Below are 23090 nucleotides of genomic sequence, written 5' to 3' on the forward strand. Positions count from 1 at the left end.
TTCCCCGCGATGGCATCCGACGACGCCGAGCCGCTGCTCCCGTGCCCTTGCTGCGGATACGCGACGCTCTCCAGCCGTGGGAGCGACGAGATCTGTCCGATCTGCTTCTGGGAAGACGACGGGCAGGACGACGACGACGCCGATGACGAGCGCGGCGGGCCGAACCGGGTCAGCCTGACGGCAGCCCGCCTCAACTTCCTTCGGATCGGGGTCGCCGAGCTCGAGAATCGGCCGCACGTCCGAGCTCCGTCGCCGACGGACAGACGGGTTCGCGCATTCGTGCTCGAGGATGGCCGCGTCGTCGATCGGACCGACCGCGAGCCGTGATGGCCGCGTGCGGGCCCCGGCCTGTCATGGCCGGCCGCGACCGCCTCAGTACGTCCTCGAGGTACGGTCGTACGCCCGGCCCCCCTCGACCGGCTCCGCCGCCCTCACCGCGCGAACGCCTCCCGGTGCGCACGGCAGTGTCGTTCCATGAGCTCGGCGAGCGGCTCGGGGTACGCGTAGAACTCGGTATCGAGCGCGTCCAGCGTCGCTTCGACCTCGGGCTCCCACCTGTCCATCTGCTCCCAGCGCGCCGCTCGCGACGGCGCGGGGCCCTGACGACCGAAGACCGCCAGCGCCCGCCGCACGATGGCGGCCGTCTTGCCGGCGCCGATCAGCTCCAGGCCCGCCAGCGCACCGCGGGCCCGGTCGCCCGACGAGTTGAAGAAGTACTGATCGAAGCCACCGTTGTTCACCTCGGCCTCGAGCGCCCAGACGTCGAGGAGCGCTGCCTCGCTCGGGCTCAGCTCGTCGAATCCGACGCGGTCCGCGCGCAGGGACGTTCGCTCCGTCAGCGCGGCGAGGAAGTCTTCACCCCGAAGCCGGAAGATGTCGTCCAGCGACCTGGGCGGCGGCCGCGCCGCATTCGAGCCCCTCGCGGTGGCGGCGTGAGCCCGGTCGCCGCCGAGCCGGTGCTCGACCATGCCCAGCAACCCGACCCCGAACGCAATCGCGAGCACGACCCCAGCTGTCCGGCGCATGCGGCCTCCCGCACCGAGGGTGTTGGGTCGGGACGCCCGCGTCAAGCTCGCCCGCGGTGTCCAGGGGCGGGGCCGCGTCCGGCTCAGCGTCCCTTCCGCTCCAGCTCCTCGACGAGCGCCTTCATCTCGCCGATCTCGCGCCGCTGCGACTCGATGATCTCATCCGCGAGCTTCCGGACGCGCGGGTCGGTGATCCGCGCGCGCTCGCTCGTCAGGATCGCGATCGAGTGGTGCGGGATCATGGCCTTCATCCAGGAGACGTCCTCGACGGTCGCCTGGGAGCGGACGAGATAGAGCGCGAGGCCGAACACGGCGACGGCGAACGCCACGATCGCCGCGTTCCACGCCGTCTTCCCGTACATGCCCCTCATGAACGCGAGCATCACGACCGCCATCGCCGCGCCCATGATCAGCGCCATGTAGGTGCGGGTCTCGCTGAAGTAGACGTGGTCCGGCTCGTACGTGTTCAGGTACATGAGCGCCAGCATGACCACCGTCGAGGTGGCGATCATGGCGGCGAACCTGCCATAGCTCCCCTTCATCCACGCTCCCCCGCGAACCCTGCAGCAGTCGCCCCGACGCGGCCGCTGCCCGCGCCTCGCTTCAGTCTGGACACGGGGTGAGTTGCGCTGCCTGCCCCGCCGCCGGGGCGGCGCCTGGTTCACGGCCTGTCGATCCGTGCTCCTCGCGGCACATGGCGGTCATCGGCGGTTCGACGCGGCGTCATCCCGCCGCCGGCCTTCGGGCCACCCCGCACGACCGGGCCCCCTGCCCGCTCGCGACCCCACCGTGCCGGCCCCGCGGCGCGAGACTGGCGCGGGAGGGGACCACCATGGATCGCCCGAAGGTGCTCGTCGCCTACTACTCGCGCTCGGGGCACACCCGGCGGATCGCGCGCGCGATCGCGGCCGCGCTGGAGGCGGACCTCGAGCCGCTGCACGATCCGACCGACCGGGCCGGCGTGCTCGGGTTCCTCCGCAGCGGCGCGGAGGCGCTCTCGGGCGTGCTCGTGCCGCTCCAGCATCCGCGCCACGACCCGGCGACCTACGACGCGGTGGTGGTCGCGACGCCGGTCTGGGCCTACTCGGTGAGCTCGCCGGTGCGGACATACCTCTGGCTCGAGCGCGAGCGGCTCCCGCCGGTGGCGTTCGCGGCCACGATGGGCGGCCACGGGGCGGACCGCGCCTTCGCGCAGATGGCCTCGGTCGCGGGCCGGGCGCCGATCGCCACGCTCGCGGTCACCGAGCGCGTCGCCGCCGGCGCCGCGCCGCGACAGGAGATCGCCCGCCTCGCGACCGCGGTCCTGGTGCGGGCGCGCAGGCCCTCCCGCCGCCGCAGGGCGCGTGCCGCCTGACGCGCCAGCGCCGGAGCGGTGCGCGCGGCGCCCCGAGGTCGAGGCGGCCGCGAGCGCGCCGCCCGGGCGCCCGGGCGCTGCGCCGGAGCCCGCCTGGCGCGGCGCCATCTGGCGCGATATATCTGCCACATGGCAGAGGGCGAGGCGAAGGCGATCGAGATCCTGGGCGGCCGGGCGCTCCTGCGAGGGCGTGCGCCGACGGCGCGGAAGGCGGGCGCGGCGCGCTCCACCGCGCCCGCGAAGGGCTCCCGCCCGGCCGCGAAGGGCGCGGCGAAGGCGCGGCTCGCGCCCGGCGACCTCCGCTGGACCGGCCTCATCCGCGCCGGCCTGCCGGCCCGCTCGACCCAGACGCTCGCGTCGTCGCTCGACATGTCGGTGAAGGACCTCGCCGTGAGCCTGCGCCTCCCGGTGCGGACGGTGCACCGGCGCCTCGAGAAGGGCGAGCCGCTCACGCCCGAGGAGAGCGAGCGCGCGGTCCGGGCGGCGCGGGTGCTCGCGAAGGCGGAGGACCTGCTCGGCGAGGTGCACGGCCGCGGCTGGGTGCGCGCGCCCTGCCGCGCCCTCGGCGGCGAGATCCCCATCACCCTGCTCGACACCGCCGACGGCTTCACCGCGGTGATGGACGAGCTGGGCCGCCTCGAGCACGGCGTCCTCTCCTGACGTGGACGCCTGGCGCATCACCTTCGCGCGCCACGCGCCGGACGGCCGGCGCGCCTTCTCCGGCGAGGGCGCGCGCCTGTACGGCGGCCGCTGGAACTCGAAGGGCGTGGCCGTGTCGTACGCGAGCGCGACGCTCTCCCTCGCCGCGCTCGAGCTGCTCACCCACGCCGACCAGCGCCTCCTCGCCGGCGCGCCGCTCGCCGCCTGCCGGGCGACCTGGCCGGACGACCTCGCGGTCGAGACCGCCCCGCCCTCGGTCTACGTCCGCGGCTGGCGCCACAGCCCGGCGCCGGCGGCGCTCGCGACGTTCGGCGACCGCTGGATCGCGGAGCGGCGCACGGCGATCCTGCTGGTGCGCTCGGCGGTGATCCCCTCCGAGCGGAACGTGCTGCTCAACCCCGCCCACCGCGACGCGGCGCGGGTCGCCTACGGCGCGCCCGAGCCGTTCTCGTTCGATCCCAGGCTCGTCCGGTAGGGGCCGGCAACCGCTCGACTCCCGCGCCGCACCCACACCGGCTCGATGCCGGCGCGGCGCGCGGTCGTCGCCGCGGTTAGGTCCTGCCTCCGCCCTGCGTCGCCGGGCAGGCACGGACCGCTGCGTCCGCGGCCGACGGCGAGCGCCTCACATCGATGGAGGAACGTTCATGCACGAACCCGACGGCCGGTCACGCGACACGGAGCCGCGACGCCCGGCCGTGGCGGAGCGCGCCTCGCCCGTCATCCACGAGCTCTCGACCCCCGGCGGCCGGCCGCTCTGCGGCGCGGACGCCGTCGTCGCGCCGCCCGACCGGCCGCTGCGCGTCACGTGCACCTCCTGCCTGCGGCTGCTCGCGGACGACACGCGACGTGCCGCGCACGCGGGCAACCCGCGCGCGGACGAGTCCGAGGACTGACATCGCGCCCCGCGTCATCGTGCTCCGCGACGGCTAGCGCGCCGGCCCGGCGTCGTTCGCCGGAGCGGCAGGCTGCAGGTACGGGAGCCCGTCCATCTGCTCGATCGCTGTCAAACGACAGGAAGAACTGACCCCCATACGTCACTAAAACTGACCCCCTCCGTCCCGGTCAGTTCGCCTGCTTCTCGGACCTGCCCAGCAGGCCCGTCTTGCGCTTCTGCTTCAGTCGGTAGCTCTCGCCCTGGATCATCAGCGTGAAGCTGTGGTGGAGGAGCCGGTCGAGGATCGCCGCGGCGAGGACCTCGTCCCCGAAGACGGTCCCCCACTGTGTCACCACCTGGTTCGTGGTGATCAGCATAGAGCCCTTCTCGTACCGCCGCGCCACGAGCTGGAAGAACAGGTGCGCGCTCCGCTTCTCGAACGGCAGGTAGCCGAGCTCGTCCACGATGAGGAGCTTCGGCTTGCTGTAGAACGCGAGCCTTTCGCCGAGCTGTCCCTCGGTCTCGGCCTTCGAAAGCGCGCCGAGGAGCGCGGTGGCGCTCGTGAACAGCACGCTGTAGCCGGCCTCGACGGCGGCGCGGCCGAGCGCGATGGCGAGGTGGGTCTTGCCCACGCCCGGCGGGCCGAAGACGAGGACGTTCTCCGCTTGGGCGATGTAGCGCCCGACCGCGAGCTCGCGGACGAGCTTCTGATCGACGCTCGGCTGGAACTTGAAGTCGAAGTCGTCGAGCGTCTTCACGGTGGGGAAGTGGGCGATCTGGATCCCCATCGCCACCCGCTTGCGCTGCTTCGCCCCAACCTCCTCGCGCAGGATCGTGTCGAGGAAGTCGAGGTAGGTCGGTTCACCGCGGGCAGCCGCCGAGAGGAGCGCGTCGAGCTGCTCGGCGATGCGGCCGAGCCGCAGGCGACCGAGGTGTTCGAGCACGCGGGCGCGCACGATCTCCACGCTCACGCGGCACCGCCGATCACGGCCGCGTAATCATCGAGGCTGCGCCCCAGCGCGGCGAGCGGCTGGGCCATCGGGACGACGTTCTCGACCGGCGTCCGCTTCCACAGACCCTCGAAGTGAGCCGGGTCGATCACGTGCGCGTGCGGCTCGAACGAGCGCGCGTGCACGGCGACGAGATCCTGGCCGTGGAAGATCCGCACCTCCGTCGGCGTGACGAGCGCCTCGACGTGGTCGCGAACGAGCCGGTGCGGAACGCTGTAGCGGACCGTGTCGATGTCCACGAGCGCGTCGTTCGCGACGCGCCGCTGCAGCCGGCGGCCGTGAGTCGGGAGCGGTCTCGCGGGGAGTGGCCGCAGCGCGGCGCGCTCCTCACGCTCAAAGCGCTCTGCAGGGCGCTCATGCGTCGTGCCGTGGACGCGCTGATCCGCGCCCAGTTGCCACTCCGCGAGGTGCGCCTCGAGGTGCCCGAAGGACTCGAACCGCCGGCCCGCGATGCCGTTGCGCTTCACGTACTTCACGCCGGACTCGGTCTTGCCCTTGGTGCGCGCCCGGTACGGCTGGCACGCGCGCGGCTGAACCTCCCAGTCACGGCAGAACGCGAGGTACGCCGGGCGGAACGTGACGGTCTGCGCCTCGCGGTTGCGCCCGATGACGAGGCACCGCGAATTGTCCCCGAGCACCTCGGCCGGCACGCCGCCGAAGTGGCGGAAGGCGGAGGCGATCCCGTCGAGCCACTCGCACTGGCGCTCGTGGAGGAACGCCTTCACGAAGATCCGCCGCGAGTAGCTCAGCAGCGCGGCGAGGAAGTGCACCGTCACCTGCTCGCCGGCGATCCAGACTCGGCGCTCGCCGAAGTCGATCTGCATCTGCCGGCCAGGCGCCGTCTCGAACCGCACCGTTGCGAGCGCGGCGGTGACCTGCTCGCGTCGGCGCTCGGCGACGGCCCGCTGCACGGTCCTGACGCTCGCCTCGATCCCACGCTGCGCGAGCATCTCGGCGACGACGACCGCGTTGCCCTCCGCGACGCCGTCGAACAACGCGACAGCCTCGAGCCGCGACGTGCCATCGAGGCGTCGAGCCGTGGGCCGCTCCTGGACCTCCGCCGCCGGCCCACCGCGCAGGTAGCGGCGCACCGTGTTGCGCGCCAGCCCCAGCTCGCGGGCGATCCGCTTCGCTCCCCAGCCTCGCGCCGCGAGCTCGCGCATCTCCCGCACCGCCTCCGCTTCGACCATCGGCACCTCCGCGATCGGGGGTGCCACAGCCGCCACTTCGCTGCCCATCTCCGCCTCCTCGGTCGAGGGGCGGAGGGGGTCAGAATTAGTGTCGCGAGGGGGTCAGTTATCCTGTCGCTCTACAATCGCGAAGAGCCCGTGACGGGCGCCCCACGTCGCCCACGCCAGCTCCGCCCCCCGAACCCAGACGACCCTTCCGCCCGAGCCGACCAGGGCGCGCTGCTGACGGATGCACCAGACGAGCCGCCCCCACCCGCGCCACTCCGGCACGAGCAGAGAAAGCCGCTCCCGGAGCACGTCCATCCAGCGTCCCTTGCCCATCGTCTCGACTCCTGTGCGTGCGAGGTCGTCACCCCGCGCAGAGGCGGGATGACCGCGAGCGCCCACCGCCGGTGGACGCGCGCGTTCGTTCGTTGCGGACGGGGACCGAGCAGCCGCTGCGCCACTGCTGCGGGTCGGAGCGCCGGAGACTCGTACCGCCCTGACATCTATCACGCCCGCGACCCGAGCGCCGCCCGCCCTGGGACGAGACCCCGAGCGCCCGTGCAGGCGCCAGCGGCCGCCGCCAGCTTCCCCGCCTCACTCCTTCGTGATCGTCCCGTAGTACTGGCCGGAGCACCCGACCACGCGCTCGCCCATGGGGTCGCGCCGGAAGTCGATCGCGAAGGTGATGCGCGTGGCGGACTCCTGGTGGAACTCCTCGACCAGGTGGAGCGTGACGTCGCCGCCGCCGGTGAGGCACCGCCGGCTGATGTTCTTCTGGCAGCGGTCGGACGAGACCACGTTCGAGAGCGTCTGACATTCCGTGTAGGGCGAGGTGTCGATCGGCCCCGACGGCCAGAACGAGGTGCCGGGCGCCATGTTGCTCGAAAAGTCCGTGCCCGGGCCGCAGTCCCCCTCGAACCGGGTGAAGTGGTAGAGCCACTCGCCGTGCCCTCCCTCCTCGAGGAAGCACGCGGTCGGCTGCGGCTGGGGCTGAGGCTCCGGCGGAGCCGGCGGCTGCGGATCGGGCTGAGGCTGCGGCACCGGCGCCGGTTGCGGTGGCGGCGCCGGCTGCGGGTCCGGCTGCGGCGCCGGGGGCTGCGGATCGGGCTGCGGCTGAGGCTGGGGCTCGGGCGCGGGCGACGGATCGCCTCCCCCGCACCCGAGCATCACGACGAGCGCCAACGCGAGCGAACCCCTCATGGCTTCCTCCCAGGGCGAGGACCGGCTCGTGTATGCATGGACCCGGTTCACGGAACGCGTAGGCGGAAACATGGGGAAGCGAGCGCCCCGGATGGCGCTTGCCCGGGCGCCGGGCTGCCGTGACGAATCGGTCGAGGAGGCGACGCCATGCTCCCTTCGAACGAGGCGACGACCGGCGGCCCCGAGCTGCGCCGCGGCGCCTACGAGCTCAGCACGCGCCGGGACCGCCTCGACCTGGACCTCGTCCACCGGTTCCTCTCCACCGAGTTCTGGGACACGCTCGGCATGCGGCGCGAGGTGCTGGAGCGCGCCGTGGAACGCTCGCTCTGCTTCGGCGTGTACGACGGCGACCGGCAGGTCGGGTTCGCGCGCGTGGTCACCGACGGCGCGACGTTCGCGTTCGTCACCGACGACTTCATCCTGCCGGCGCACCGTGGCCAGGGCCTGGGCTCCTGGATGATGCGCTGCATCCTCGCGCACCCGACGTTGCAGGGCCTGCACCGCGTGCTGCTCGTGACCCACGACCCGCGGCTCTATCTCAAGTCCGGGTTCACTCCCCTGAGCGACCCCGAGAGCTACATGGAGCTCTCCGACCCCGGCGCGTGAGCGCCCGCCGCGGCGCGGCCGCGGCGCCGCGGTCAAGTATGGCGGACGCGCGCGCAAGGTTCCGGGTTGCACGCGCCCGTAAACGACTCCTCGGCCGGCGAGGCCGGCAAAGGAGCATGGCCATGGCGACGTCCCTGTACGAGCGGCTCGGCGGCGAGGAGAAGATCGCGCAGATCGTGAACGAGGTGTTCGACCTCCACCTGAAGAACCCCATCATCGGCACGCGCTTCCGGCTCGCGCTCGCGCGCGGGGCCCAGGCGTCCGGCGGCGACGAGGCGGCGGCCGCGGCGCGCCTGAAGCGCGTGACGGTGGAGTTCTTCGCGTCCGGGAGCGGCGGTCCCCAGACGTACACCGGCCGGAACCTGCGCGAGGCGCACACCGGCATGAACGTGAACGAGCAGGAGCTCGTCGCCGCGATCGACGACATCGTGCTCGCCCTGGAGCGGAACGGGATCGGCGCTCCCGAGCGCAACGAGGTGGTGGCGATCCTGTACTCGCTGAAGGGCGAGGTGCTGCGGATCTGAGCGTCGAGACGAAAAGAGGGCGCCTGGACCATTCCAGGCGCCCTCCCCCGCTCCGAGGCCCCACCTCTCGGCGGAACAGGCGGTGCTGCCGGACCGGGGACGACCGCTCGCGCCGCTAGAACGCGTACCGCAGGCCGGCCGAGACGCCGTCCACCCCGCCCGCCTTCGCGATGGCGTCGGTGATGTCGAACGTCTTGGTGCCGTTCCGCTCGTTCTCGATGTGCGCGAACACGAGGTACACGTCGGTCTTCTTCGCCAGCGGACGGATGTAGCCGAGCGCGTACTTCGAGGCGCCGGCGTCGTCGGCGGCGTCCTCCCACATCTGCGAGTAGGACGCGCGGACGCTGCCGCCGAGCACCGGCACGGGCACCGTCAGGCCGGCGAGCGCGCTGGTCTGCTGCACCGTGTCGTCGCTCAGCCGGTAGAAGCCGCCGGAGGCGTGCAGCTTCACCACCCCGAGATCCCAGGTCGCGCCGGCGTTGCCGATGCGGGTGATGACGTCGGTGACCTTGCTCTTGTCCTGGTAGTACGCGGCCGCGGCGAACACCGGGCCGTGGCGCCAGCGCAGTCCGGCGGAGAAGCCGGGGGTGTCGTCGCCGTTCCCCTCGCTCTCCGGGCCGGCGCGGTTCTGGGCCCACAGCGCGGTCAGCTCCAGGCCGGCGAAGGTGGGCGTGACGTACTGGACGGAGTTGTCGGTGCGCGACTGCCGCTTGAGCAGGTTCTCGATGTTGCCGACGGTGCCGATCTCGAACGGATCGACGTCGCACTGCACGTAGTAGCCGGGGGTCTGGTGGCGGCCCACGGTGACCTTGCCCCAGGCGCCGGACAGGCCGGCGTAGGCCTGGCGGCCCCAGAACTGCGCGCTGGTGGACGTGCCGGTGTCGAGGCTGACGCCGGTCTCCACCAGGAACAGGGCGGTGACGCCGTTGCCCAGGTCCTCGGTGGCCTTGAAGCCGAGCCGGCTGCCCGAGAGCTGGCCGGACTCGACCAGGTCGGTGGGGGTCTGGTGCGGGACGGCGCCGTTCGCGCCCTGCACGTGGGCGTAGCCGACGTCCATCTTGCCGTAGATGGTGATGGCGGGCGGCTCCGCGACGGCGGGGCGGGCGGCGACGAGGCAGGCGAAGAGCGCTGCCGAGACGAGCGGTCTCATGGCTTCCTCTCTCTCTGATGTCGGTGCGGGGTGCGGGTCAGTACATGAAGCGGACGATGACGAGCCCGGTGGCGATCGCGACCACGGTCGAGATCAGGCCCGGGACCATGAAGCTGTGGTTCAGCACCCACCTGCCGATGCGCGTCGTCCCGGTGCGGTCGAAGTTGATCGCCGCGACGATGGTCGGGTAGTTGGGGATGAAGAAGTACCCGTTCACCGCGGGGAACATCGCCATGAGCGCCGGCGCGGGGATCCCCAGGCCGATGCCGAGCGGCATGAGCGCGCGCACGGTGGCGGCCTGGCTGTAGAGCAGCACGGAGAGCGCGAACAGCGCGGCCGCGAACAGCCAGGGCGCGGCGGTGACCATGCCCTTGATGCTGCCGCCGAGCACCTCCATGTTGCCGGCGAAGAAGGTGTCGCCCATCCACGCGATGCCGAAGATGGCGATCACCGCCTGCACGCCGGCCCCGAACACGCTGCCGGACGCGACCTTCGAGACGTCCACCCGGCAGATCATCAGCATCAGCGCCGCCGCCGAGAGCATCACCATCTCGATGGTGTGCGGCATGCCGAGCTTGGCGACGCCGCTCGCGGTGGTCCACTGCGGGCGCATCCCGGGGAACGAGCCGAACAGCACCACGGCGAGGGCCGCCGCGAGGAAGATCCCCACCGCGATCTTCGCGGTGACCGGCGCCTCGACGCGCACCGGCGCGCCGCCGTCGGCCCCCGCGAGCGCCTGGCGCCCGGTGGGCGCGGCGAGCCCGCGCGCCACGCGGTCCTGGTACTCGGGATCCCGGTCCAGGTCCTTGCCCATGCGGTTCGCGACGAAGGCCGCCGCCAGCACCCCGAGCAGCGTGGACGGGATGCACACCTTCAGGATGTCGATGAGCTCGATGTGGAAGGCGGCGCCGGCCGCGCCGGTGGAGAGCATGCCCAGCAGCGCCACGGTGGCGGCGGAGATGGGGCTGGCGGTGATGGCCTGCTGCGAGGCGATCACCGAGATGGACATGGGGCGCTCCGGCCGGACGCCGGTCTCGCGCGCCACCTCGGAGATCACCGGGAGCACCGAGTAGGCGACGTGGCCGGTGCCGGCGAACAGCGTGAAGACGTAGGTGACGAGCGGCCCGAGGAACGTGATCCGGTCCGGGTTGCTGCGGAGGATGCGCTCCGCCACCGAGACCAGGTAGTCGAGCCCGCCCGCCGCCTGCAGCACGCCGGCGGCGGTGACCACCGCCGCGATCATGAGCAGCACGTCGATCGGCGGCGAGGTGGGCTGCAGGTGGAATACGAAGGTGAGGACGCCCAGGCCCAGGCCGCCCATCACGCCCAGGCCGATGCCGCCCAGCCGGGCGCCGACGAAGATCGCGGCGAGGACCACCACCAGCTGAAGCCAGATCATGGCGGCCTCCGCCTACGCGACCTGCTGCCGGCGCGACGCGGCCGCGGGCAGGTGCGGGTTGATGTAGCGCGGGCGGAGCAGGTTCTCGGTGGAGAGCACCTCGTCGAGCAGCTCCTTCGACACGAGCTGCTTCTCCAGCACCAGCTCGGCCACCGAGCGGCCGGTGACCAGCGCCTCGCGGGCGACCGCGGCCGAGGCCTCGTAGCCGATGATGGGGTTGAGCGCGGTGACGATCCCGATGCTGTTCACCACCAGCTCGCGGCAGCGCTCGCGGTTCGCGGTGATCCCGTCCACGCACTTCTCGCGCAGGACGCGGAAGCCGTTCACCATGTACGAGATCGCGGTGAACAGGCCGTAGCCGATGACCGGCTCCATCACGTTCAGCTCGAGCTGCCCGTTCTCGGCCGCGAGCGTGACGGTGAGGTCCGCGCCGATGGCGTAGTAGCAGATCTGGTTCACCACCTCCGGCATCACCGGGTTCACCTTGCCCGGCATGATCGAGGAGCCGGGCTGGAGCGGCGGCAGGTTGATCTCGCCCAGGCCGGTGCGGGGACCGGAGGAGAGCAGGCGGAGGTCGTTGCAGATCTTGGAGGTCTTCACCGCGACCCGCTTCAGCACGCCGGCGATCTGCACGTAGGCGCCGGTGTCCCAGGTGGCCTCGATGAGGTTCTCCGACGAGACGAGCGGGGTGCCCACGATCTCGCGGAGGCGGCGCGTGACGAGCTCGGTGTAGCCCGCGGGCGCGTTGATGCCGGTGCCGATGGCGGTGGCGCCCATGTTGACCTCGAGCACCAGGGCCCGCGCCTCCTCCAGCCGCTGCACGTCCTCGCCGAGCGTGGTCGCGTAGGCCTCGAACTCCTGGCCCAGCGACATGGGGACCGCGTCCTGGAGCTGCGTGCGGCCCATCTTCAGCACGTCGGCGAACTCGCGGCCCTTGGCGGCGAACGCCTGCTGCAGCCGCCGCAGCTCGGCGACGAGCTGGCCGAGCTTGGCGTGGAGCGCGATGCGGAACGCCGTCGGGTAGGCGTCGTTGGTGGACTGCGAGCAGTTGACGTGGTTGTTCGGGTGGACGAACTGGTACTCGCCCTTGCGCTTGCCGAGGAGCTCGAGCGCGCGGTTCGCGATCACCTCGTTCGCGTTCATGTTGGTGGAGGTGCCGGCGCCGCCCTGGATCACGTCCACCGGGAACTGGTCGTGCAGCTCGCCCGCGACGATCTCGTCGCAGGCCGCGCAGATCGCCCGCGCCACCTCGGCCGGGACGACGCCCAGCTCGCCGTTCGCCTGCGCGGCCGCCTTCTTCACCTGCGCCAGCGCGCGCACCAGCTCCGGCACGCTGGAGATGGCCACGCCGGTGATGGGGAAGTTCTCGAGCGCGCGCAGCGTCTGGACCCCGTAGTAGCGATCGTCCGGGATCTCGCGCTCGCCCAGGAAGTCGTGCTCCAGCCTCGTCCTCGTCGTCATGCCGTCTCCTCGCCGCCTCCGGGCGGCTCTCGGAGCGTCTGGATGGCAACCGCGGTGCCAGCGCCGGCGGCGCCGCGGATCGCGAGCCGCCGCGCCCGGTTGGACTCACGGTGCGGCAGGGGCGCGCACGGCGAAGGGGGTTGAGCAAAGGAAACGCGCCGGACGCCGGCGCGCGCGCAAGCCCAGGAATCCGGCGGGCTTGACCCGCCGTGACCAAACTCAACGAGTTGAGGAAGCTCCCTACCCTTCGCGCTGGCCCTCGGCCTCGCGCCGCGCCTTCAGGCGCTTCGAGAGCGCCGACGGCGTGATCCCGAGCAAGCGCGCGGCGAGCGACTGGTTGCCGTCGGCGCGCCGGAGCGCCTCCTGCACCAGGAGCTCGTCGGCCTCGTCCAGCGTGGGGATGCGCTCCAGCGCCGCGAACGGGCTGGCGGGCGCCTCGCCGCGCCGGTCGCCCTCGTGCGCCACCTCGGCCTCGCCGATGGCGCGGCGGAACGCCTCCATCGACAGCACCCGGCCCTGGTGCGCGCCCACCGCGTCGAACGCCATGGCGCGCAGCTCGCGCACGTTGCCGGGGAACGCGTAGCTCGCGAGCAGCGCCGCGAGCTGCTTCGGCGGGGTGGGCTTCTTCTTGCCGAGCTCGCGCGCCGCCTCGGCGAGGAAGTGCTCGAGCAGCAGCGGGATGTCGCCCCGCCGCTCCCGGAGCGGCGGCAGGTGCACGTGGTGGGCGCGGAGCCGGTAGTACAGGTCGGCGCGGAACGTGCCCGCGGCCTGCCGCGCCGCCAGGTCGTGGTGCGTCGCCACCACCACCCGGGCCCGCATCCAGCGCGGCCGGTCCGAGCCGAGCGGGTAGTACTCCCCCTCCTGCAGCAGCCGGAGCAGCTTCACCTGCGACGCCGGGCTCAGGTCGCCGATCTCGTCGAGGAACAGCGTGCCCTCCCCGGCGCGCTCCACCATGCCGGCCCGCGCCTCGGCGGCGCCGGTGAACGCGCCGCGCACGTGGCCGAACAGCGTGTCCGCGAACACGGTGTCGTCCAGCCCGGCCACGTTCACCGGCACGAGCTCGCCGGCGCGGCCGGACACCTGGTGCACCGCGCGCGCGATCAGCTCCTTGCCGGTGCCGCTCTCGCCGGTGACCAGCACCGGCTGGCGGCTCCGACTCACCGCCTCCACGTAGCGGAAGACCGCGTGCATCCGCGCGTCGGCGGTGACGATCCGGTCGAACGCCTCGGGGTGCTCGAGCGCGTCGTCGAGGAAGCGCCGGCGGATCTCGCGGTTCTCGCGCTGCAGCTCCTGCATGCGGATGGCCCGCCCGACCCCCTTGACGATCCGGTCCTCCTCGCTGGTCTTCACGAAGTAGTCGAAGGCGCCCGCCTGCATGCAGCGCACGGCCGTCTCGAGCTGGTTCAGCCCGCTCACCACGATCACCGAGACGTCCGGGTGCGCCTCCACGATCCGGCGGAGGAGCTCCTCGCCGGGCAGGTGCGGCATGGTGAGGTCGAGCAGCACCAGCCCCACCTCGTGCCGCTCCAGCACGCCCATCACCTCGCGCGGATCCTCGCAGGTGAGCAGGTTCGTGACGCCGAGCGAGCGCTCCAGGCTGAGCGACATGGTCCGGAGCCAGCCCGGCTCGTCGTCCACGAGCAGCACGGCGAACGGCGGATACGCGAGCCCGGTCACGCGGCCTCCCTCCGGACGACGGGCAGCAGCATGCGCACGGTGGTGCCCTGCCCCGGCACCGACTCGAACTCGAGCGTGCCGCCGTGCTCCTTCACGATGCCCGCGGAGACGGCCAGCCCGAGCCCGGTGCCGCCGGTGTCGCGCTTGGTGGTGAAGAACGGGTCGGTGAGCCGGGCCAGGTGCTCCGGCTCGATCCCGACGCCCTCGTCCCGCACCTCGACGCAGACCGCGCCCTTCGCGGCGTCCACGTACGTGCGCAGGCGGATGCCGCGCGACCGGTCCGGGAGCGCCTGGCAGGCGTTGACGAGGAGGTTCACCAGCACCTGCTCCAGGCGCTGCGGGCTCCCCCGGATCGCGGGCAGCCCGGGCGCGAGCTGCACCTCGAAGCGGTCGGTGCTCTTCTTGACGAGCGCCTCCACGAGCCGCGCCGTGGCCCCCACCACCTCGTCGATCGACACGCCGTCGCGGAGCTCCGGCGGCCCCTGCCGGGCGAAGTCCTTCAGGTCCTCCACGATTCGTTTCACCCTTCGTGACGCGCCGAGCGCATCCGAGACCATCCCGGGCAGGGCCTCGCGCAGCCGCGACCAGCGCAGGCTGCCCAGCGTGTAGTCCCCCTGCTCGCGGGCGTGCGCGTCGAGGATGGGCGTGGCGTCGCGCAGCACGTCGTCGAGCACCTGGAGGTCGAGCAGGATCAGGCCGTTCGGGTTGTTGATCTCGTGGGCCACGCCCGACACCAGCACGCCGAGCGCCGCCATCTTGTCGGCCTGGAGGAGCTGCTGCTGGTTCGCGCGCAGCTCCTCCTCCTTCTGCTTGCGCTCCGCGATCTCGCGGGTGAGGTCCGCGGTCCGGACGGCGACCTGGCGGTGCAGCGTGCGGGACCAGGCCGCCATGGTCGCGAGCAGGAGCACCAGCGGGATCACCACGAACGCGCCCCAGCGCAGCATCTGCTGCACGCTGGGCCCGCGCGGCTCGAGCACGCCCAGCCAGGCCTCGGACATGGCCTGGTACTCGCCGGTGTTGCGCACGATCGCCAGCCCCTCGGCGAGCCGGGCGGCGAGCGCCTCGTTCCCGCGGCGCACCGCGAAGCCGTAGCGCTCGACCGCCGCCGGCTGGTCCATCGCCGTCAGGTTGGAGAGGCCCATCTCGCGGATGAGGTACAGCCCCGGCAGCTTCGCCATCACGGCGTAGTCGTGCCTGCCCGCCGCGAGCTGGCGCAGGACGTCGGCGTGGGTGTCGGCGGGGACGACCTTCACCTCCGGGTGCTCGCGCCGGAGGGTGTCGTGCATGATGCCGCTGCGCAGGACCAGCACCTCCTTGCCGGCGAGGTCCGCGAGCGAGCGGACCGGCCGGTCGCCCTTCCGCGCGAAGATGGCGTGGTGGACGATCAGGCTGGGCGGGGTGAAGTCCACCTCCCTGGCGCGCTCCTCGGAGAACGACATGCCCTGCAGCGCGTCGATCTCGCCGGACTCGAGGGCGCGCCGCATGTCGGCCCAGCGGCCGAGCCGGAACTCGACCTCCAGCCCCACCGTGCGGGCCACGGCCCGGGTGAGATCCACGTTGAAGCCCGCCGGCCGGCCCTGCTGGTCGAGGAACTCGTAGGGCGGGTAGCTCTGGTCGCCGCCGACGATCACGCGCTCGCGGGCCGGCGCGCGGCCGGAGGGGGCGCCGTCGGCGGCCACCGCCGGCGCGGCGAGCGCGAGCGCGCAGCCGAGCGCCACCGAGGCGCGGAGCAGGTGCTGGCCGGTCGAGGCGCGGCGCCCAGGGGGGTCGGCGTCGGCGTGGAGCATGCAGTGGCGCCCCGCGGTCGGGACGGCGGCCGGGCGCGGCGTCCTTCTACATGATCCGGCCGCCGACGTGCCGCCAGCCGGAACGGCGCGGCGCAACGCCGCGGCCCCGCTCAGCCCTCGAGCGGCCCGTCCCGCTCCGCATCCGCGGCGTCGAGGGAGGCGTTCAGGTGGAGGATCGAGCCGACCACCCAGGTGAGTGTGCCGACGCCCACCACCGCCAGGCCGGCCCGCGCGGCGGGGATGGCGCCGTCGATCAGGATCGCGGCGAGGTCGGCGTCGGCGCCGGCGGCGAAGCTGCTCACGCAGTAGACGGCGACGCCGGCGAGCGCGACGATCCAGCCCGCCACCACCAGGACCTTCCCGAGCCGCTGGCGCGCCTCGACGCGCGCGCGGGCGGCCGCGGCGCCGGACGGATCGCGCCGCCGCGGCCGGAGCGGGATGCTGCCAGGGGACGTGAGGACGCCGGGTCGGTTCATGATCTCCTCGCCATTCGCTCGAGACTGCCGGGTTGCGGGCCGGCCGCGCCCCGCTCCGCGTGGAGCGATCGCACGGCCAGGACGACGAGCTGGAGGATGCGGCCGGTCAGGCCGAGCGCCGTGAGCAGCCACGCGGCCAGCGCCACCGTCGCGAAGGCGCGCGCCACCCAGGGCAGGACCGGCATCGCGAACAGCTCCCCCAGCCGGTAGGTGCACAGCGCGTACATGCCCAGCGGGAACACCAGGCCCCAGTACAGCGGGTCGTACGCGATCCGGATACGGGACGGGCCGCCGTGGCGCCAGATCCCGAGCAGGACCAGCATCGGGATCCACCAGGTGGCGGTCGCCCAGAACATGAGCGTCAGCCCCTTCACGAACGGGAGGAGCGCGCCCAGGAACGCGGACCCGGGCGCCGCCGCGGCGAGCGAGGTCCCCGCCACCACCGAGATCGCGACCGCGCCCATGTTGATCCAGTAGGGCGGCATCAGGTCGGACGGCGAGAAGCGGAAGAACATGTAGCGGTAGAAGATGAGCGAGATCATCCAGACGTAGAGCATCCCGCCGCACAGCCAGAGCGACGCGAGGAAGAACAGCACCGCCTCGCTGCCGGGGAAGCGCGGGACGAGCGTCCGGGTCCCGAGCACCACCACCGACTGCGTCGCCACCACCGCGACGAGCCAGCCGCCGTTGATGCCCTCGCCCAGCGTCGGCTTGGGATCCCGCACCGCGAGCACCACGAACACCGCGTAGGTGCAGGCGCACCAGAGCAGCATCCCCACCCACCACAGCGCGAGCGCCGCCGCCGCGTCGCCGCGCAGCAGCAGGAGCTGCAGCCCGAGCACGCAGGTGGCCGCGACCGCGGTGAAGAAGCCGGGGCCGCGCTGGTGGCTGGCGAGGTCCGCGGCCAGGGCGCGCGGGAACACGAGCGCGCGCGCCGCGAAGAGCGCCCAGAGCACCCCGTACGCCGGCACGTTCAGCCAGAACAGGAACGTCGCCGCCTCGCGCAGGCCGAGGAGGTCGGAGACGATCGACACGATGCCGGTGGCCATCACCAGCGCGAAGTACGCGGGGTGAAGCCCCTTCAGCCCGGCGGCGAGGTGCTCCCGCAGCGGGTGCAGCGCGGGCTCGGGGCGGACGGCCGTCTCCATGCCCCACAGCATGCCGACGGCGCGGCGCCGCGTGCATCGGCCGGCGTCCGACGCGCGCGTAGGACGTCGGTCGCCCCGGGTGTCGGCGTCCGTCCGACGCCCGGGCGGGCCGCGCCGCCCTACCCGACCAGCCCGTGGCGCACGGCGTACTGCATCAGCTCGGCGTTCGAGCGCAGGGCCATCTTCTCGAGGATGCGGCTGCGGTAGGTGCTGACGGTCTTCACGCTGAGCTCGAGCCGCTCGGCGATCTCCGACACCGACCGCGCCGCGGCGAGCTGCAGGAAGATCTCCAGCTCGCGCGGCGAGAGCCGCTCGTGCGGGCTCCCGGTGCCGCCGCCGGCCAGGTGGTCGGCGAGCTGCTCGGCCAGCTCGTCGCCGACGTAGCGCCGGCCGGCCAGCACGCTGCGGATGGCCCGGATCAGCTCCTCGGGCGCGCGCTCCTTGGTCAGGTATGCGGACGCGCCGGCGCGGAGCGCCTGGATCACGAACTGGCGGTCGCCGTACATGCTCAGCACCACCACCGGCAGGCGCGGGTGCCGCTCCTTCAGCGGCGGGAGCGCGTTCAGGCTGTTCTGCCCGGCCATGGAGATGTCGAGCAGCAGCACGTCCCACGCCTGCGCCCCGAGCCGCTCCTGCAGCTCGGCGATGGTGGCCGCCTCGCCCACCGACGCGCCCGGGAACTCGGCCTCGAGGATGCGCCGCAGCCCGGACCGGAACATCGCGTGATCGTCAGCCAGCAGGATGCGCAGCATCGGGCCCGCCCGTCCTCGTCCGAGGGATCGTTACCACGATGGTCGTGCCGCCGCCCGGCGTCCCGGCGATCTCGAAGGTGCCGTCCACCAGCAGCGCGCGCTCCTGCATGCCCTGGATGCCCAGCGAGCGCCGGTCGTCCGCCGCCCAGGGGCCGATGCCCTTGCCGTCGTCGCGCACGGTGAGGACCAGGGCGGCCGGGGTGCCGCGCAGGTCGATCGAGACCTCGGTCGCGCCGGCGTGGCGCACCACGTTGGTGAGCGCCTCGCGCACGATCCGGAACAGCGTGACCGCCGGGAGCCACTCGACCGGCTCGACCGACGGGTCCACGTCCAGCATCACCGCCAGCCGGGTCCGCTGCTCGAGGTCCCGCACCAGCCCCTCGAGCGCGGCGGGGAGGCCGAGCCGGTCGAGGACCGGCGGCCGGAGGTCGGAGGAGACCCGCCGCACGAACGCCACCGCCTCGTCGAGCCGCTGCGCGAGCTCGGCGAAGCGCGCGCGCCGCGCCTCCGGGTCCTCGCCCCCGGCGCCCGCCCGCTGCAGCGCGGCGAGGTCCACCTTCACGCTGGTGAGCACCTGCCCCAGCTCGTCGTGCAGGTCCCGCGCGATGGCCGCCGCCTCCGCCTCCCGCGCCGCCGCCAGCCGGTGCGACATGGCGCGGAGCCGGCCCTGGACCTCGGCCGCCTCGCGCTGGCGCGCCGCGAGCGCGTCCGCCATGGCGTTGAACGCCCGCGTCAGCTCCGCGAGCTCGCCGTGCGCCGACGGCGTCTCGGCGCGCGCCGCGAGGTCGCCCTCCCCGAAGCGCCGCGCGGTGCGCGCGAGGTGCCGGAGCACGCGCAGCACCGACACCTCGGCCGCGAGCAGCACGCAGCCGATGGTGAACAGCGTGAGCAGCGCCAGCCCCGCCACCGTCCGGTAGAAGGCGCGGTTCGCCTGCGCCGCGACCCGCGTGTACGGCAGGCTCGCCACCACCGAGACGCCCGGCACCGCCGCGACCGGGGCGGCCACCAGGAAGCGCCGGTCGGTGCCGGACGCCTCCGCCACGGTGCCCTGGCCCGGCGCGTCCACCGCCCGGGCCAGCGCGGGATCGCGCGCCGCCCGGGCCGGCCAGGCGTCGTCGCCGGAGCGGCCGAGCGCGGTGCCGTTCCGGTCGGCGAGCACGAGCGCGTAGCCGGCCGGCAGCTCGGCCTGGCGCGCGAGCTGGTCGAGCCACTGGAGATCGAGCCCGACGAACAGCACCTCGGCGGGCGCGCCGCCGGCGCCGCGCACCGCGTAGGCGAGGTGGAGCACCGGGCGCCCCACCACCGGGCCGACCGCGTACTCGCCCACCTCGACGTCGGAGGACCCGAGCGCGCGCTCGAGCGCCGCGTTCCCGGCGAAGCTCACCCCGGGCGGCGCGGGCCGGGCGCTGCAGCGGAGCCGGCCGTCCGGCGAGAGGATCCCGATGGTGGTGAACTGCGGGTACCCGGCGAGGAGCGCCGGGAGCAGCTCCGGGCAGCGGGCCGCGTCGCCGGCCTCCGGCGCGGCCCGGAGCAGCCCGGCCAGGCGGCGCAGCAGCGTGCGCGCGCCCTCGAGCTGGTGGCCGTGCTCGCGCGAGGCGAGCTGCGCGAGCAGCAGCGCCTCCTGCTCGATGCGCCGCACCACCGCGGTCCGCTCCGCGCTCGCCGCGTAGAACGTGAACAGCATCGCGGGCAGCGTCGCGAAGCAGACCAGCAGCACCAGCCTGCCGCGGAGCGTCCCGAGGACGGTGAGGAGCCTGCGCACGCAGCGATCACCCTAGCGCGCCGGAGGCGCCCGTGCGGGCGCCCCCGGCAGCCAGGACGGGGCGCGGTCGCGCCTACGGGGCAGCCTGCACCCGCGACGCCTTCTCCTGCAGGTACCAGGCGTGCTCGGGGCGGGCGAGGATCCCGTCGAGCACCGCGGTGGCGGCCCGCGCCTGCGTCTTGCGGCCGGCCGCCTCGGCGTGCGCGATGGCCTCGCGCGCCTCCGGCACCACGCCCTCGTAGAAGCGCTTCGCGACCTCGTACATGCCGTGCCAGTGCGCGTAGTCCGGGGACATCATCGCGGCGCCGTGGCGGGCGCGGCGGCCCTCGTGGTGGTGCAGCTCGAACCACTCCCACTCGATCTTCTCGTCGAACGGCGTGCGGGTCAGGATCCCCTGCGCGTACAGCGCGTCCATGAGCGCCTGGCCGGGCTTCGCGAACTTCTCGTTGTAGAGCGCGACGAGGTCGTCGTACTGCCGGTAGGCCGCGTCCACCGTGGAGGTCGCGTGGCACACGTTGCACGCGGTCTTCATGCGGTCGCGCTTCTGCGCGGCGGTGTCCACCACCGCCGCCTTCCGGCGGGCCGGGTCGGACGCGGTGACCACCCGGTGGTCCGCGTCGGTGTCCATGGGGAGCGAGACCGGCGGGCGGTTCGTCCAGGAGATGCGCTCACCGGGATCGTGCGTGACCTTGCCGCCGTTCACGTTCGCGGACATGTGGCAGGTGGCGCAGGTCGGCGCGGCCGCGTAGTCCTTGCCGAGCACCCAGCTCTTGCCGTCCAGGTTCATGCGCTCGCGCGCGTCGCGGTAGGCGACGCCGTGCTTGGACGACTCGTAGATCTCCTTCTGCGGGTGGTCGGGGCCGAGGTGGCAGGTGCCGCAGGCCTCCGGCTGGCGCGCGCGCCGCGCGGAGAAGTCGTGGCGGCTGTGGCAGGCGGCGCAGGAGCCGAGCGAGCCGTCCAGGTTGAGCCGGCCGATGCCGGTGTTGGGCCAGGTGCCCTCCACGAACACCGGCTTGCCCTCCGCGTCGCGCAGGACCCGCGCCAGCACCTCGGGCCGGGTGGGCTTGCCGTCGGGCCCGGGCTTCAGGTCGTCCACCGTGATGGGCGCGCCGGTCCTCGCCTTCAGCGCGGTCTTGTTGCCGTGGCACTGCTGGCAGCCCGCCTGCGCGCTGGCGAGCCCGTTCACCGGGCCGGCGGGCCCGCCGGCCTTCCCGGCGGCGGACGGCGCGAACGGCGCGAACGGCTCGCGCGCGCCCTCGATGGTCTCGGCGATCTGGTTGTCGAGCGAGGCGAGGATGTTGCCGGCCTTGGCGTGGTGGCTCTTGCCGAACTCGGCGCTCTCGGTGGCGTGGCAGCGGGCGCAGTCGCGCGGCGTGACGATGGTCGCGACCAGCTCGCCGTTGTGCTCGAACGCGTCGGCGTCGCCCTTCGAGGCCTGGTGGCACTCGAGGCACCCGACGCCCTTCTTCGCGTGGGCGCTCTCGTGCCACTGCTCGACGATGCCGGCGTTCGCGTCGGCGTGGCAGTCGAGGCAGGCCTGCGAGCGGGTGGAGAGCGCGGCGGCCGCGGCCGGGGGAGCGGCGCCGGGCATCGCGGCGGGCTTGCCGCCGGGCTTGGCGGAGGCCGTCGCGGCCGCGAGGGCGGCCGGCGCGAGGCAGAGGGCGGCGAGGAGCGCGAGGCGACGTGGGTGCATGGATCCTCTCGGAGGCGCGTTCGAGGTTGGCGCGCGGCGGGGGCCGCGCGGCGCCCGCCACGAGAGCAAGGCGCCTGCCAGGGTGCACGCCACGTGGAATCGCGCACTTGCGCGATCCGCCCCATGAGCGGCACCGCTATTTGGGTACCCCGGACCGCTCCTTCGGTGGCGCGATGATTTCACCCGGGCGTTATTGACCGCCCCGCCCTCCCCGCGGTAAGCCTGCGCCGGATTTCACCCGGGTGGAATTCCCGGCAGGCGGAGCGAGGCGATGGCGGACGAGGATCGCTACACGGCGTTCGCGGGCGCGCGGCGGATCGCGTCCGGCGCGCTGCGCGAGGTGCTGCCCGCGCTGAAGGCGCACCACGACGCCAGCGGGGCGCCGGCGCTCGTGTTCCACGATGCGAGCGGCAAGCAGGTGGACTTCGACCTGCGCGGCACCGTGGCCGAGGTGCTGGCCCGCGCCGAGCCGCCGCGCCGCGCGGGCCCGGGCCGGCCCAGGCTGGGCGTGGTGAGCCGCGAGATCTCGCTCCTGCCGCGCCACTGGGAGTGGCTCGAGCGGCAGCCGGGCGGGATCTCGGCGGCGCTGCGGCGGCTCGTGGACGAGGCGCGCCGGCGCGAGCCGGACCGGGCCCGCGCGCGCCGGGTCCGCGAGGCCGCCGACCGGTTCATGTGGGCGATCGCGGGCGACCTGCCCGGCGCCGAGGAGGCCTCGCGCGCGCTGTACGCGCGCGACGGCCAGCGCCTCCGGACGCTGGTGCGGGCGTGGCCGCGGGACGTGCGGGCGCACCTGCTCGCGCTGGCGGAGGAGGCCGAGCGCCTGGAGCGACCGGCGCAGGGAGAGGACGGGGCATGGACCGCAAGGAGCTGAAGCGGCAGGCGCGCGAGGAGAGGCCGGTCGCGGCCGTCTACCAGATCCGCAACGTGCGCGACGGGCGCATCCTCGTCGAGAGCACGCTCAACCTGCGGACGCTGAACGGGCGGCGGCTGACGCTGGCGAGCGGCACGCACCCGAACGCGCGGCTGCGCGCCGACGTGGCGGCGCTCGGGCCCGACGCGTTCGTCCTCGAGGTGCTGCAGGTCCTCGAGGAGGACGAGGACGGGCTCGTCTGGCGCCGGGACGCCCTGCGGCGGCTCGAGGCGGCGTGGATCGAGCGGCTCCGCCCGTGGGGCGAGCGCGGCTATCACCTGCCGCCGCGGGCGCGCGACCCCGCCGCGTGAGGCCGCCCGCGGTGCCGGCGCCACTCCGTCGCGGTCAGCTCCCAGAGCTCGGCCGGCAGCCGGCCCGCCACGAACGCGCGCTCCTCCACGCCGATGCGCCGCATCCCGGAGCGCGCCGAGATCCGCCGGGACGGCG

At 73.7% G+C, this 23090-nt stretch carries 24 protein-coding genes; 9 read left to right on the plus strand and 15 right to left on the minus strand.

Annotation, left to right across the window (positions count from 1 at the left end; genetic code table 11):
* Nucleotides 1-9: 9 nt before the first annotated feature.
* Entirely contained in the window at nucleotides 10-327 is a 318-nt protein-coding gene (locus ACOQFB_RS10720; protein WP_421610247.1) for a CPCC family cysteine-rich protein, read from the plus strand.
* 104 nt (nucleotides 328-431) lie between these two features.
* Here ACOQFB_RS10720 and ACOQFB_RS10725 read toward each other — a convergent pair whose 3' ends face one another.
* Nucleotides 432-1025 carry a DMP19 family protein gene (locus tag ACOQFB_RS10725; RefSeq protein WP_421610248.1) on the minus strand — a complete coding sequence of 198 codons (594 nt, stop codon included), beginning with the start codon at nucleotides 1023-1025 and terminating at the stop codon, nucleotides 432-434.
* An 83-nt stretch (nucleotides 1026-1108) separates the two neighbouring features.
* A complete protein-coding gene (locus tag ACOQFB_RS10730; protein WP_421610249.1) occupies nucleotides 1109-1567 on the minus strand; it encodes a DUF305 domain-containing protein in 459 nt (152 codons plus the stop codon).
* A 290-nt stretch (nucleotides 1568-1857) separates the two neighbouring features.
* Between ACOQFB_RS10730 and ACOQFB_RS10735 the strand changes: the two genes are divergently transcribed.
* The 4 genes from ACOQFB_RS10735 to ACOQFB_RS10750 all read left to right on the plus strand — a co-directional run bounded on the left by ACOQFB_RS10735 (nucleotide 1858) and on the right by ACOQFB_RS10750 (nucleotide 3932).
* The gene (locus ACOQFB_RS10735) at nucleotides 1858-2379 is read left to right on the plus strand and encodes an NAD(P)H-dependent oxidoreductase (protein WP_059436263.1); all 522 of its coding nucleotides are present in this window, start codon (nucleotides 1858-1860) and stop codon (nucleotides 2377-2379) included.
* A gap of 129 nt (nucleotides 2380-2508) precedes the next feature.
* Nucleotides 2509-3039 (plus strand): Xre family toxin-antitoxin system antitoxin, encoded by a 531-nt coding sequence (locus ACOQFB_RS10740; protein ID WP_059436264.1) that lies wholly within the window; start codon nucleotides 2509-2511, stop codon nucleotides 3037-3039.
* Between the two features lies 1 nt (nucleotide 3040).
* Entirely contained in the window at nucleotides 3041-3514 is a 474-nt protein-coding gene (locus tag ACOQFB_RS10745) for an RES family NAD+ phosphorylase (RefSeq protein WP_421610250.1), read from the plus strand.
* A gap of 169 nt (nucleotides 3515-3683) precedes the next feature.
* Nucleotides 3684-3932 (plus strand): hypothetical protein, encoded by a 249-nt coding sequence (locus tag ACOQFB_RS10750; RefSeq protein ID WP_421610251.1) that lies wholly within the window; start codon nucleotides 3684-3686, stop codon nucleotides 3930-3932.
* Nucleotides 3933-4101: 169 nt separating this feature from the next.
* On the opposite strand, the gene istB is transcribed toward ACOQFB_RS10750, so the two are convergent.
* From istB to ACOQFB_RS10765, 3 genes are all read right to left on the minus strand, one after another.
* A complete protein-coding gene (gene istB / locus ACOQFB_RS10755) occupies nucleotides 4102-4884 on the minus strand; it encodes an IS21-like element ISAnsp4 family helper ATPase IstB (protein WP_421610252.1) in 783 nt (260 codons plus the stop codon).
* The gene (gene istA, locus ACOQFB_RS10760) at nucleotides 4881-6113 is read right to left on the minus strand and encodes an IS21 family transposase (protein WP_421610316.1); all 1233 of its coding nucleotides are present in this window, start codon (nucleotides 6111-6113) and stop codon (nucleotides 4881-4883) included. The genes istB and istA overlap by 4 nt, the downstream gene beginning before the upstream one ends.
* A gap of 579 nt (nucleotides 6114-6692) precedes the next feature.
* Nucleotides 6693-6974: a hypothetical protein gene (locus ACOQFB_RS10765; RefSeq protein ID WP_421610253.1), complete on the minus strand. Its 282-nt coding sequence runs from the start codon at nucleotides 6972-6974 to the stop codon at nucleotides 6693-6695.
* 471 nt (nucleotides 6975-7445) lie between these two features.
* Between ACOQFB_RS10765 and ACOQFB_RS10770 the strand changes: the two genes are divergently transcribed.
* Together ACOQFB_RS10770 and ACOQFB_RS10775 are read left to right on the plus strand one after the other, a co-directional pair.
* A complete protein-coding gene (locus ACOQFB_RS10770; protein ID WP_421610254.1) occupies nucleotides 7446-7904 on the plus strand; it encodes a GNAT family N-acetyltransferase in 459 nt (152 codons plus the stop codon).
* 122 nt (nucleotides 7905-8026) lie between these two features.
* Nucleotides 8027-8428: a group I truncated hemoglobin gene (locus ACOQFB_RS10775; RefSeq protein WP_059436270.1), complete on the plus strand. Its 402-nt coding sequence runs from the start codon at nucleotides 8027-8029 to the stop codon at nucleotides 8426-8428.
* 115 nt (nucleotides 8429-8543) lie between these two features.
* On the opposite strand, the gene ACOQFB_RS10780 is transcribed toward ACOQFB_RS10775, so the two are convergent.
* The 10 genes from ACOQFB_RS10780 to ACOQFB_RS10825 all read right to left on the minus strand — a co-directional run bounded on the left by ACOQFB_RS10780 (nucleotide 8544) and on the right by ACOQFB_RS10825 (nucleotide 21733).
* The gene (locus ACOQFB_RS10780) at nucleotides 8544-9578 is read right to left on the minus strand and encodes a porin (RefSeq protein ID WP_421610255.1); all 1035 of its coding nucleotides are present in this window, start codon (nucleotides 9576-9578) and stop codon (nucleotides 8544-8546) included.
* A 37-nt stretch (nucleotides 9579-9615) separates the two neighbouring features.
* Nucleotides 9616-10977 (minus strand): anaerobic C4-dicarboxylate transporter family protein, encoded by a 1362-nt coding sequence (locus ACOQFB_RS10785; RefSeq protein WP_059436272.1) that lies wholly within the window; start codon nucleotides 10975-10977, stop codon nucleotides 9616-9618.
* Nucleotides 10978-10989: 12 nt separating this feature from the next.
* A complete protein-coding gene (gene aspA / locus ACOQFB_RS10790) occupies nucleotides 10990-12438 on the minus strand; it encodes an aspartate ammonia-lyase (protein ID WP_421610256.1) in 1449 nt (482 codons plus the stop codon).
* A 240-nt stretch (nucleotides 12439-12678) separates the two neighbouring features.
* Complete coding sequence (locus tag ACOQFB_RS10795) at nucleotides 12679-14115, minus strand: sigma-54-dependent transcriptional regulator (protein WP_059436274.1); 1437 nt, start codon at nucleotides 14113-14115, stop codon at nucleotides 12679-12681.
* Entirely contained in the window at nucleotides 14112-15902 is a 1791-nt protein-coding gene (locus ACOQFB_RS10800; protein WP_421610257.1) for a transporter substrate-binding domain-containing protein, read from the minus strand. The genes ACOQFB_RS10795 and ACOQFB_RS10800 overlap by 4 nt, the downstream gene beginning before the upstream one ends.
* 110 nt (nucleotides 15903-16012) lie before the next feature.
* A complete protein-coding gene (locus tag ACOQFB_RS10805; protein ID WP_059436276.1) occupies nucleotides 16013-16378 on the minus strand; it encodes a hypothetical protein in 366 nt (121 codons plus the stop codon).
* Nucleotides 16375-17526: a tellurite resistance/C4-dicarboxylate transporter family protein gene (locus ACOQFB_RS10810; RefSeq protein ID WP_237757807.1), complete on the minus strand. Its 1152-nt coding sequence runs from the start codon at nucleotides 17524-17526 to the stop codon at nucleotides 16375-16377. Before ACOQFB_RS10810 ends, ACOQFB_RS10805 begins: the two co-directional genes overlap by 4 nt.
* Nucleotides 17527-17645: 119 nt before the next feature.
* On the minus strand, nucleotides 17646-18278 hold the full coding sequence (locus tag ACOQFB_RS10815) for a response regulator (RefSeq protein WP_059436278.1): 633 nt from the start codon (nucleotides 18276-18278) through the stop codon (nucleotides 17646-17648).
* On the minus strand, nucleotides 18256-20040 hold the full coding sequence (locus ACOQFB_RS10820) for a sensor histidine kinase (RefSeq protein WP_059436279.1): 1785 nt from the start codon (nucleotides 20038-20040) through the stop codon (nucleotides 18256-18258). Before ACOQFB_RS10820 ends, ACOQFB_RS10815 begins: the two co-directional genes overlap by 23 nt.
* 73 nt (nucleotides 20041-20113) lie before the next feature.
* A complete protein-coding gene (locus ACOQFB_RS10825) occupies nucleotides 20114-21733 on the minus strand; it encodes a multiheme c-type cytochrome (protein ID WP_421610258.1) in 1620 nt (539 codons plus the stop codon).
* Between the two features lie 271 nt (nucleotides 21734-22004).
* Here ACOQFB_RS10825 and ACOQFB_RS10830 point away from each other — a divergent pair, with 271 nt between their 5' ends.
* Nucleotides 22005-22604 (plus strand): DUF2239 family protein, encoded by a 600-nt coding sequence (locus ACOQFB_RS10830; protein WP_421610259.1) that lies wholly within the window; start codon nucleotides 22005-22007, stop codon nucleotides 22602-22604.
* On the plus strand, nucleotides 22586-22954 hold the full coding sequence (locus ACOQFB_RS10835; RefSeq protein ID WP_421610260.1) for a GIY-YIG nuclease family protein: 369 nt from the start codon (nucleotides 22586-22588) through the stop codon (nucleotides 22952-22954). The genes ACOQFB_RS10830 and ACOQFB_RS10835 overlap by 19 nt, the downstream gene beginning before the upstream one ends.
* The last annotated feature ends 136 nt before the right edge of the window (nucleotides 22955-23090 follow it).

Origin of the sequence: Anaeromyxobacter sp. Red801, assembly GCF_049201065.2 — a bacterium.
In the GTDB taxonomy this organism is placed as follows: Bacteria; Myxococcota; Myxococcia; order Myxococcales; family Anaeromyxobacteraceae; genus Anaeromyxobacter.

Coding starts and splice junctions, on each gene's coding strand:
- ACOQFB_RS10775 (WP_059436270.1), top strand. CDS start 8,027: ATGGCGACGTCCCTGTACGAGCGGCTCGGCGGCGAGGAGAAGATCGCG.
- istA (WP_421610316.1), bottom strand. CDS start 6,113: ATGGTCGAAGCGGAGGCGGTGCGGGAGATGCGCGAGCTCGCGGCGCGA.
- ACOQFB_RS10815 (WP_059436278.1), bottom strand. CDS start 18,278: ATGCTGCGCATCCTGCTGGCTGACGATCACGCGATGTTCCGGTCCGGG.
- ACOQFB_RS10810 (WP_237757807.1), bottom strand. CDS start 17,526: ATGGAGACGGCCGTCCGCCCCGAGCCCGCGCTGCACCCGCTGCGGGAG.
- ACOQFB_RS10750 (WP_421610251.1), top strand. CDS start 3,684: ATGCACGAACCCGACGGCCGGTCACGCGACACGGAGCCGCGACGCCCG.
- aspA (WP_421610256.1), bottom strand. CDS start 12,438: ATGACGACGAGGACGAGGCTGGAGCACGACTTCCTGGGCGAGCGCGAG.
- ACOQFB_RS10785 (WP_059436272.1), bottom strand. CDS start 10,977: ATGATCTGGCTTCAGCTGGTGGTGGTCCTCGCCGCGATCTTCGTCGGC.
- ACOQFB_RS10800 (WP_421610257.1), bottom strand. CDS start 15,902: ATGCTCCACGCCGACGCCGACCCCCCTGGGCGCCGCGCCTCGACCGGC.
- ACOQFB_RS10780 (WP_421610255.1), bottom strand. CDS start 9,578: ATGAGACCGCTCGTCTCGGCAGCGCTCTTCGCCTGCCTCGTCGCCGCC.
- ACOQFB_RS10835 (WP_421610260.1), top strand. CDS start 22,586: ATGGACCGCAAGGAGCTGAAGCGGCAGGCGCGCGAGGAGAGGCCGGTC.
- ACOQFB_RS10805 (WP_059436276.1), bottom strand. CDS start 16,378: ATGAACCGACCCGGCGTCCTCACGTCCCCTGGCAGCATCCCGCTCCGG.
- ACOQFB_RS10740 (WP_059436264.1), top strand. CDS start 2,509: ATGGCAGAGGGCGAGGCGAAGGCGATCGAGATCCTGGGCGGCCGGGCG.
- ACOQFB_RS10735 (WP_059436263.1), top strand. CDS start 1,858: ATGGATCGCCCGAAGGTGCTCGTCGCCTACTACTCGCGCTCGGGGCAC.
- ACOQFB_RS10720 (WP_421610247.1), top strand. CDS start 10: ATGGCATCCGACGACGCCGAGCCGCTGCTCCCGTGCCCTTGCTGCGGA.
- ACOQFB_RS10725 (WP_421610248.1), bottom strand. CDS start 1,025: ATGCGCCGGACAGCTGGGGTCGTGCTCGCGATTGCGTTCGGGGTCGGG.
- ACOQFB_RS10765 (WP_421610253.1), bottom strand. CDS start 6,974: ATGGCGCCCGGCACCTCGTTCTGGCCGTCGGGGCCGATCGACACCTCG.
- ACOQFB_RS10730 (WP_421610249.1), bottom strand. CDS start 1,567: ATGAAGGGGAGCTATGGCAGGTTCGCCGCCATGATCGCCACCTCGACG.
- ACOQFB_RS10825 (WP_421610258.1), bottom strand. CDS start 21,733: ATGCACCCACGTCGCCTCGCGCTCCTCGCCGCCCTCTGCCTCGCGCCG.
- ACOQFB_RS10770 (WP_421610254.1), top strand. CDS start 7,446: ATGCTCCCTTCGAACGAGGCGACGACCGGCGGCCCCGAGCTGCGCCGC.
- ACOQFB_RS10830 (WP_421610259.1), top strand. CDS start 22,005: ATGGCGGACGAGGATCGCTACACGGCGTTCGCGGGCGCGCGGCGGATC.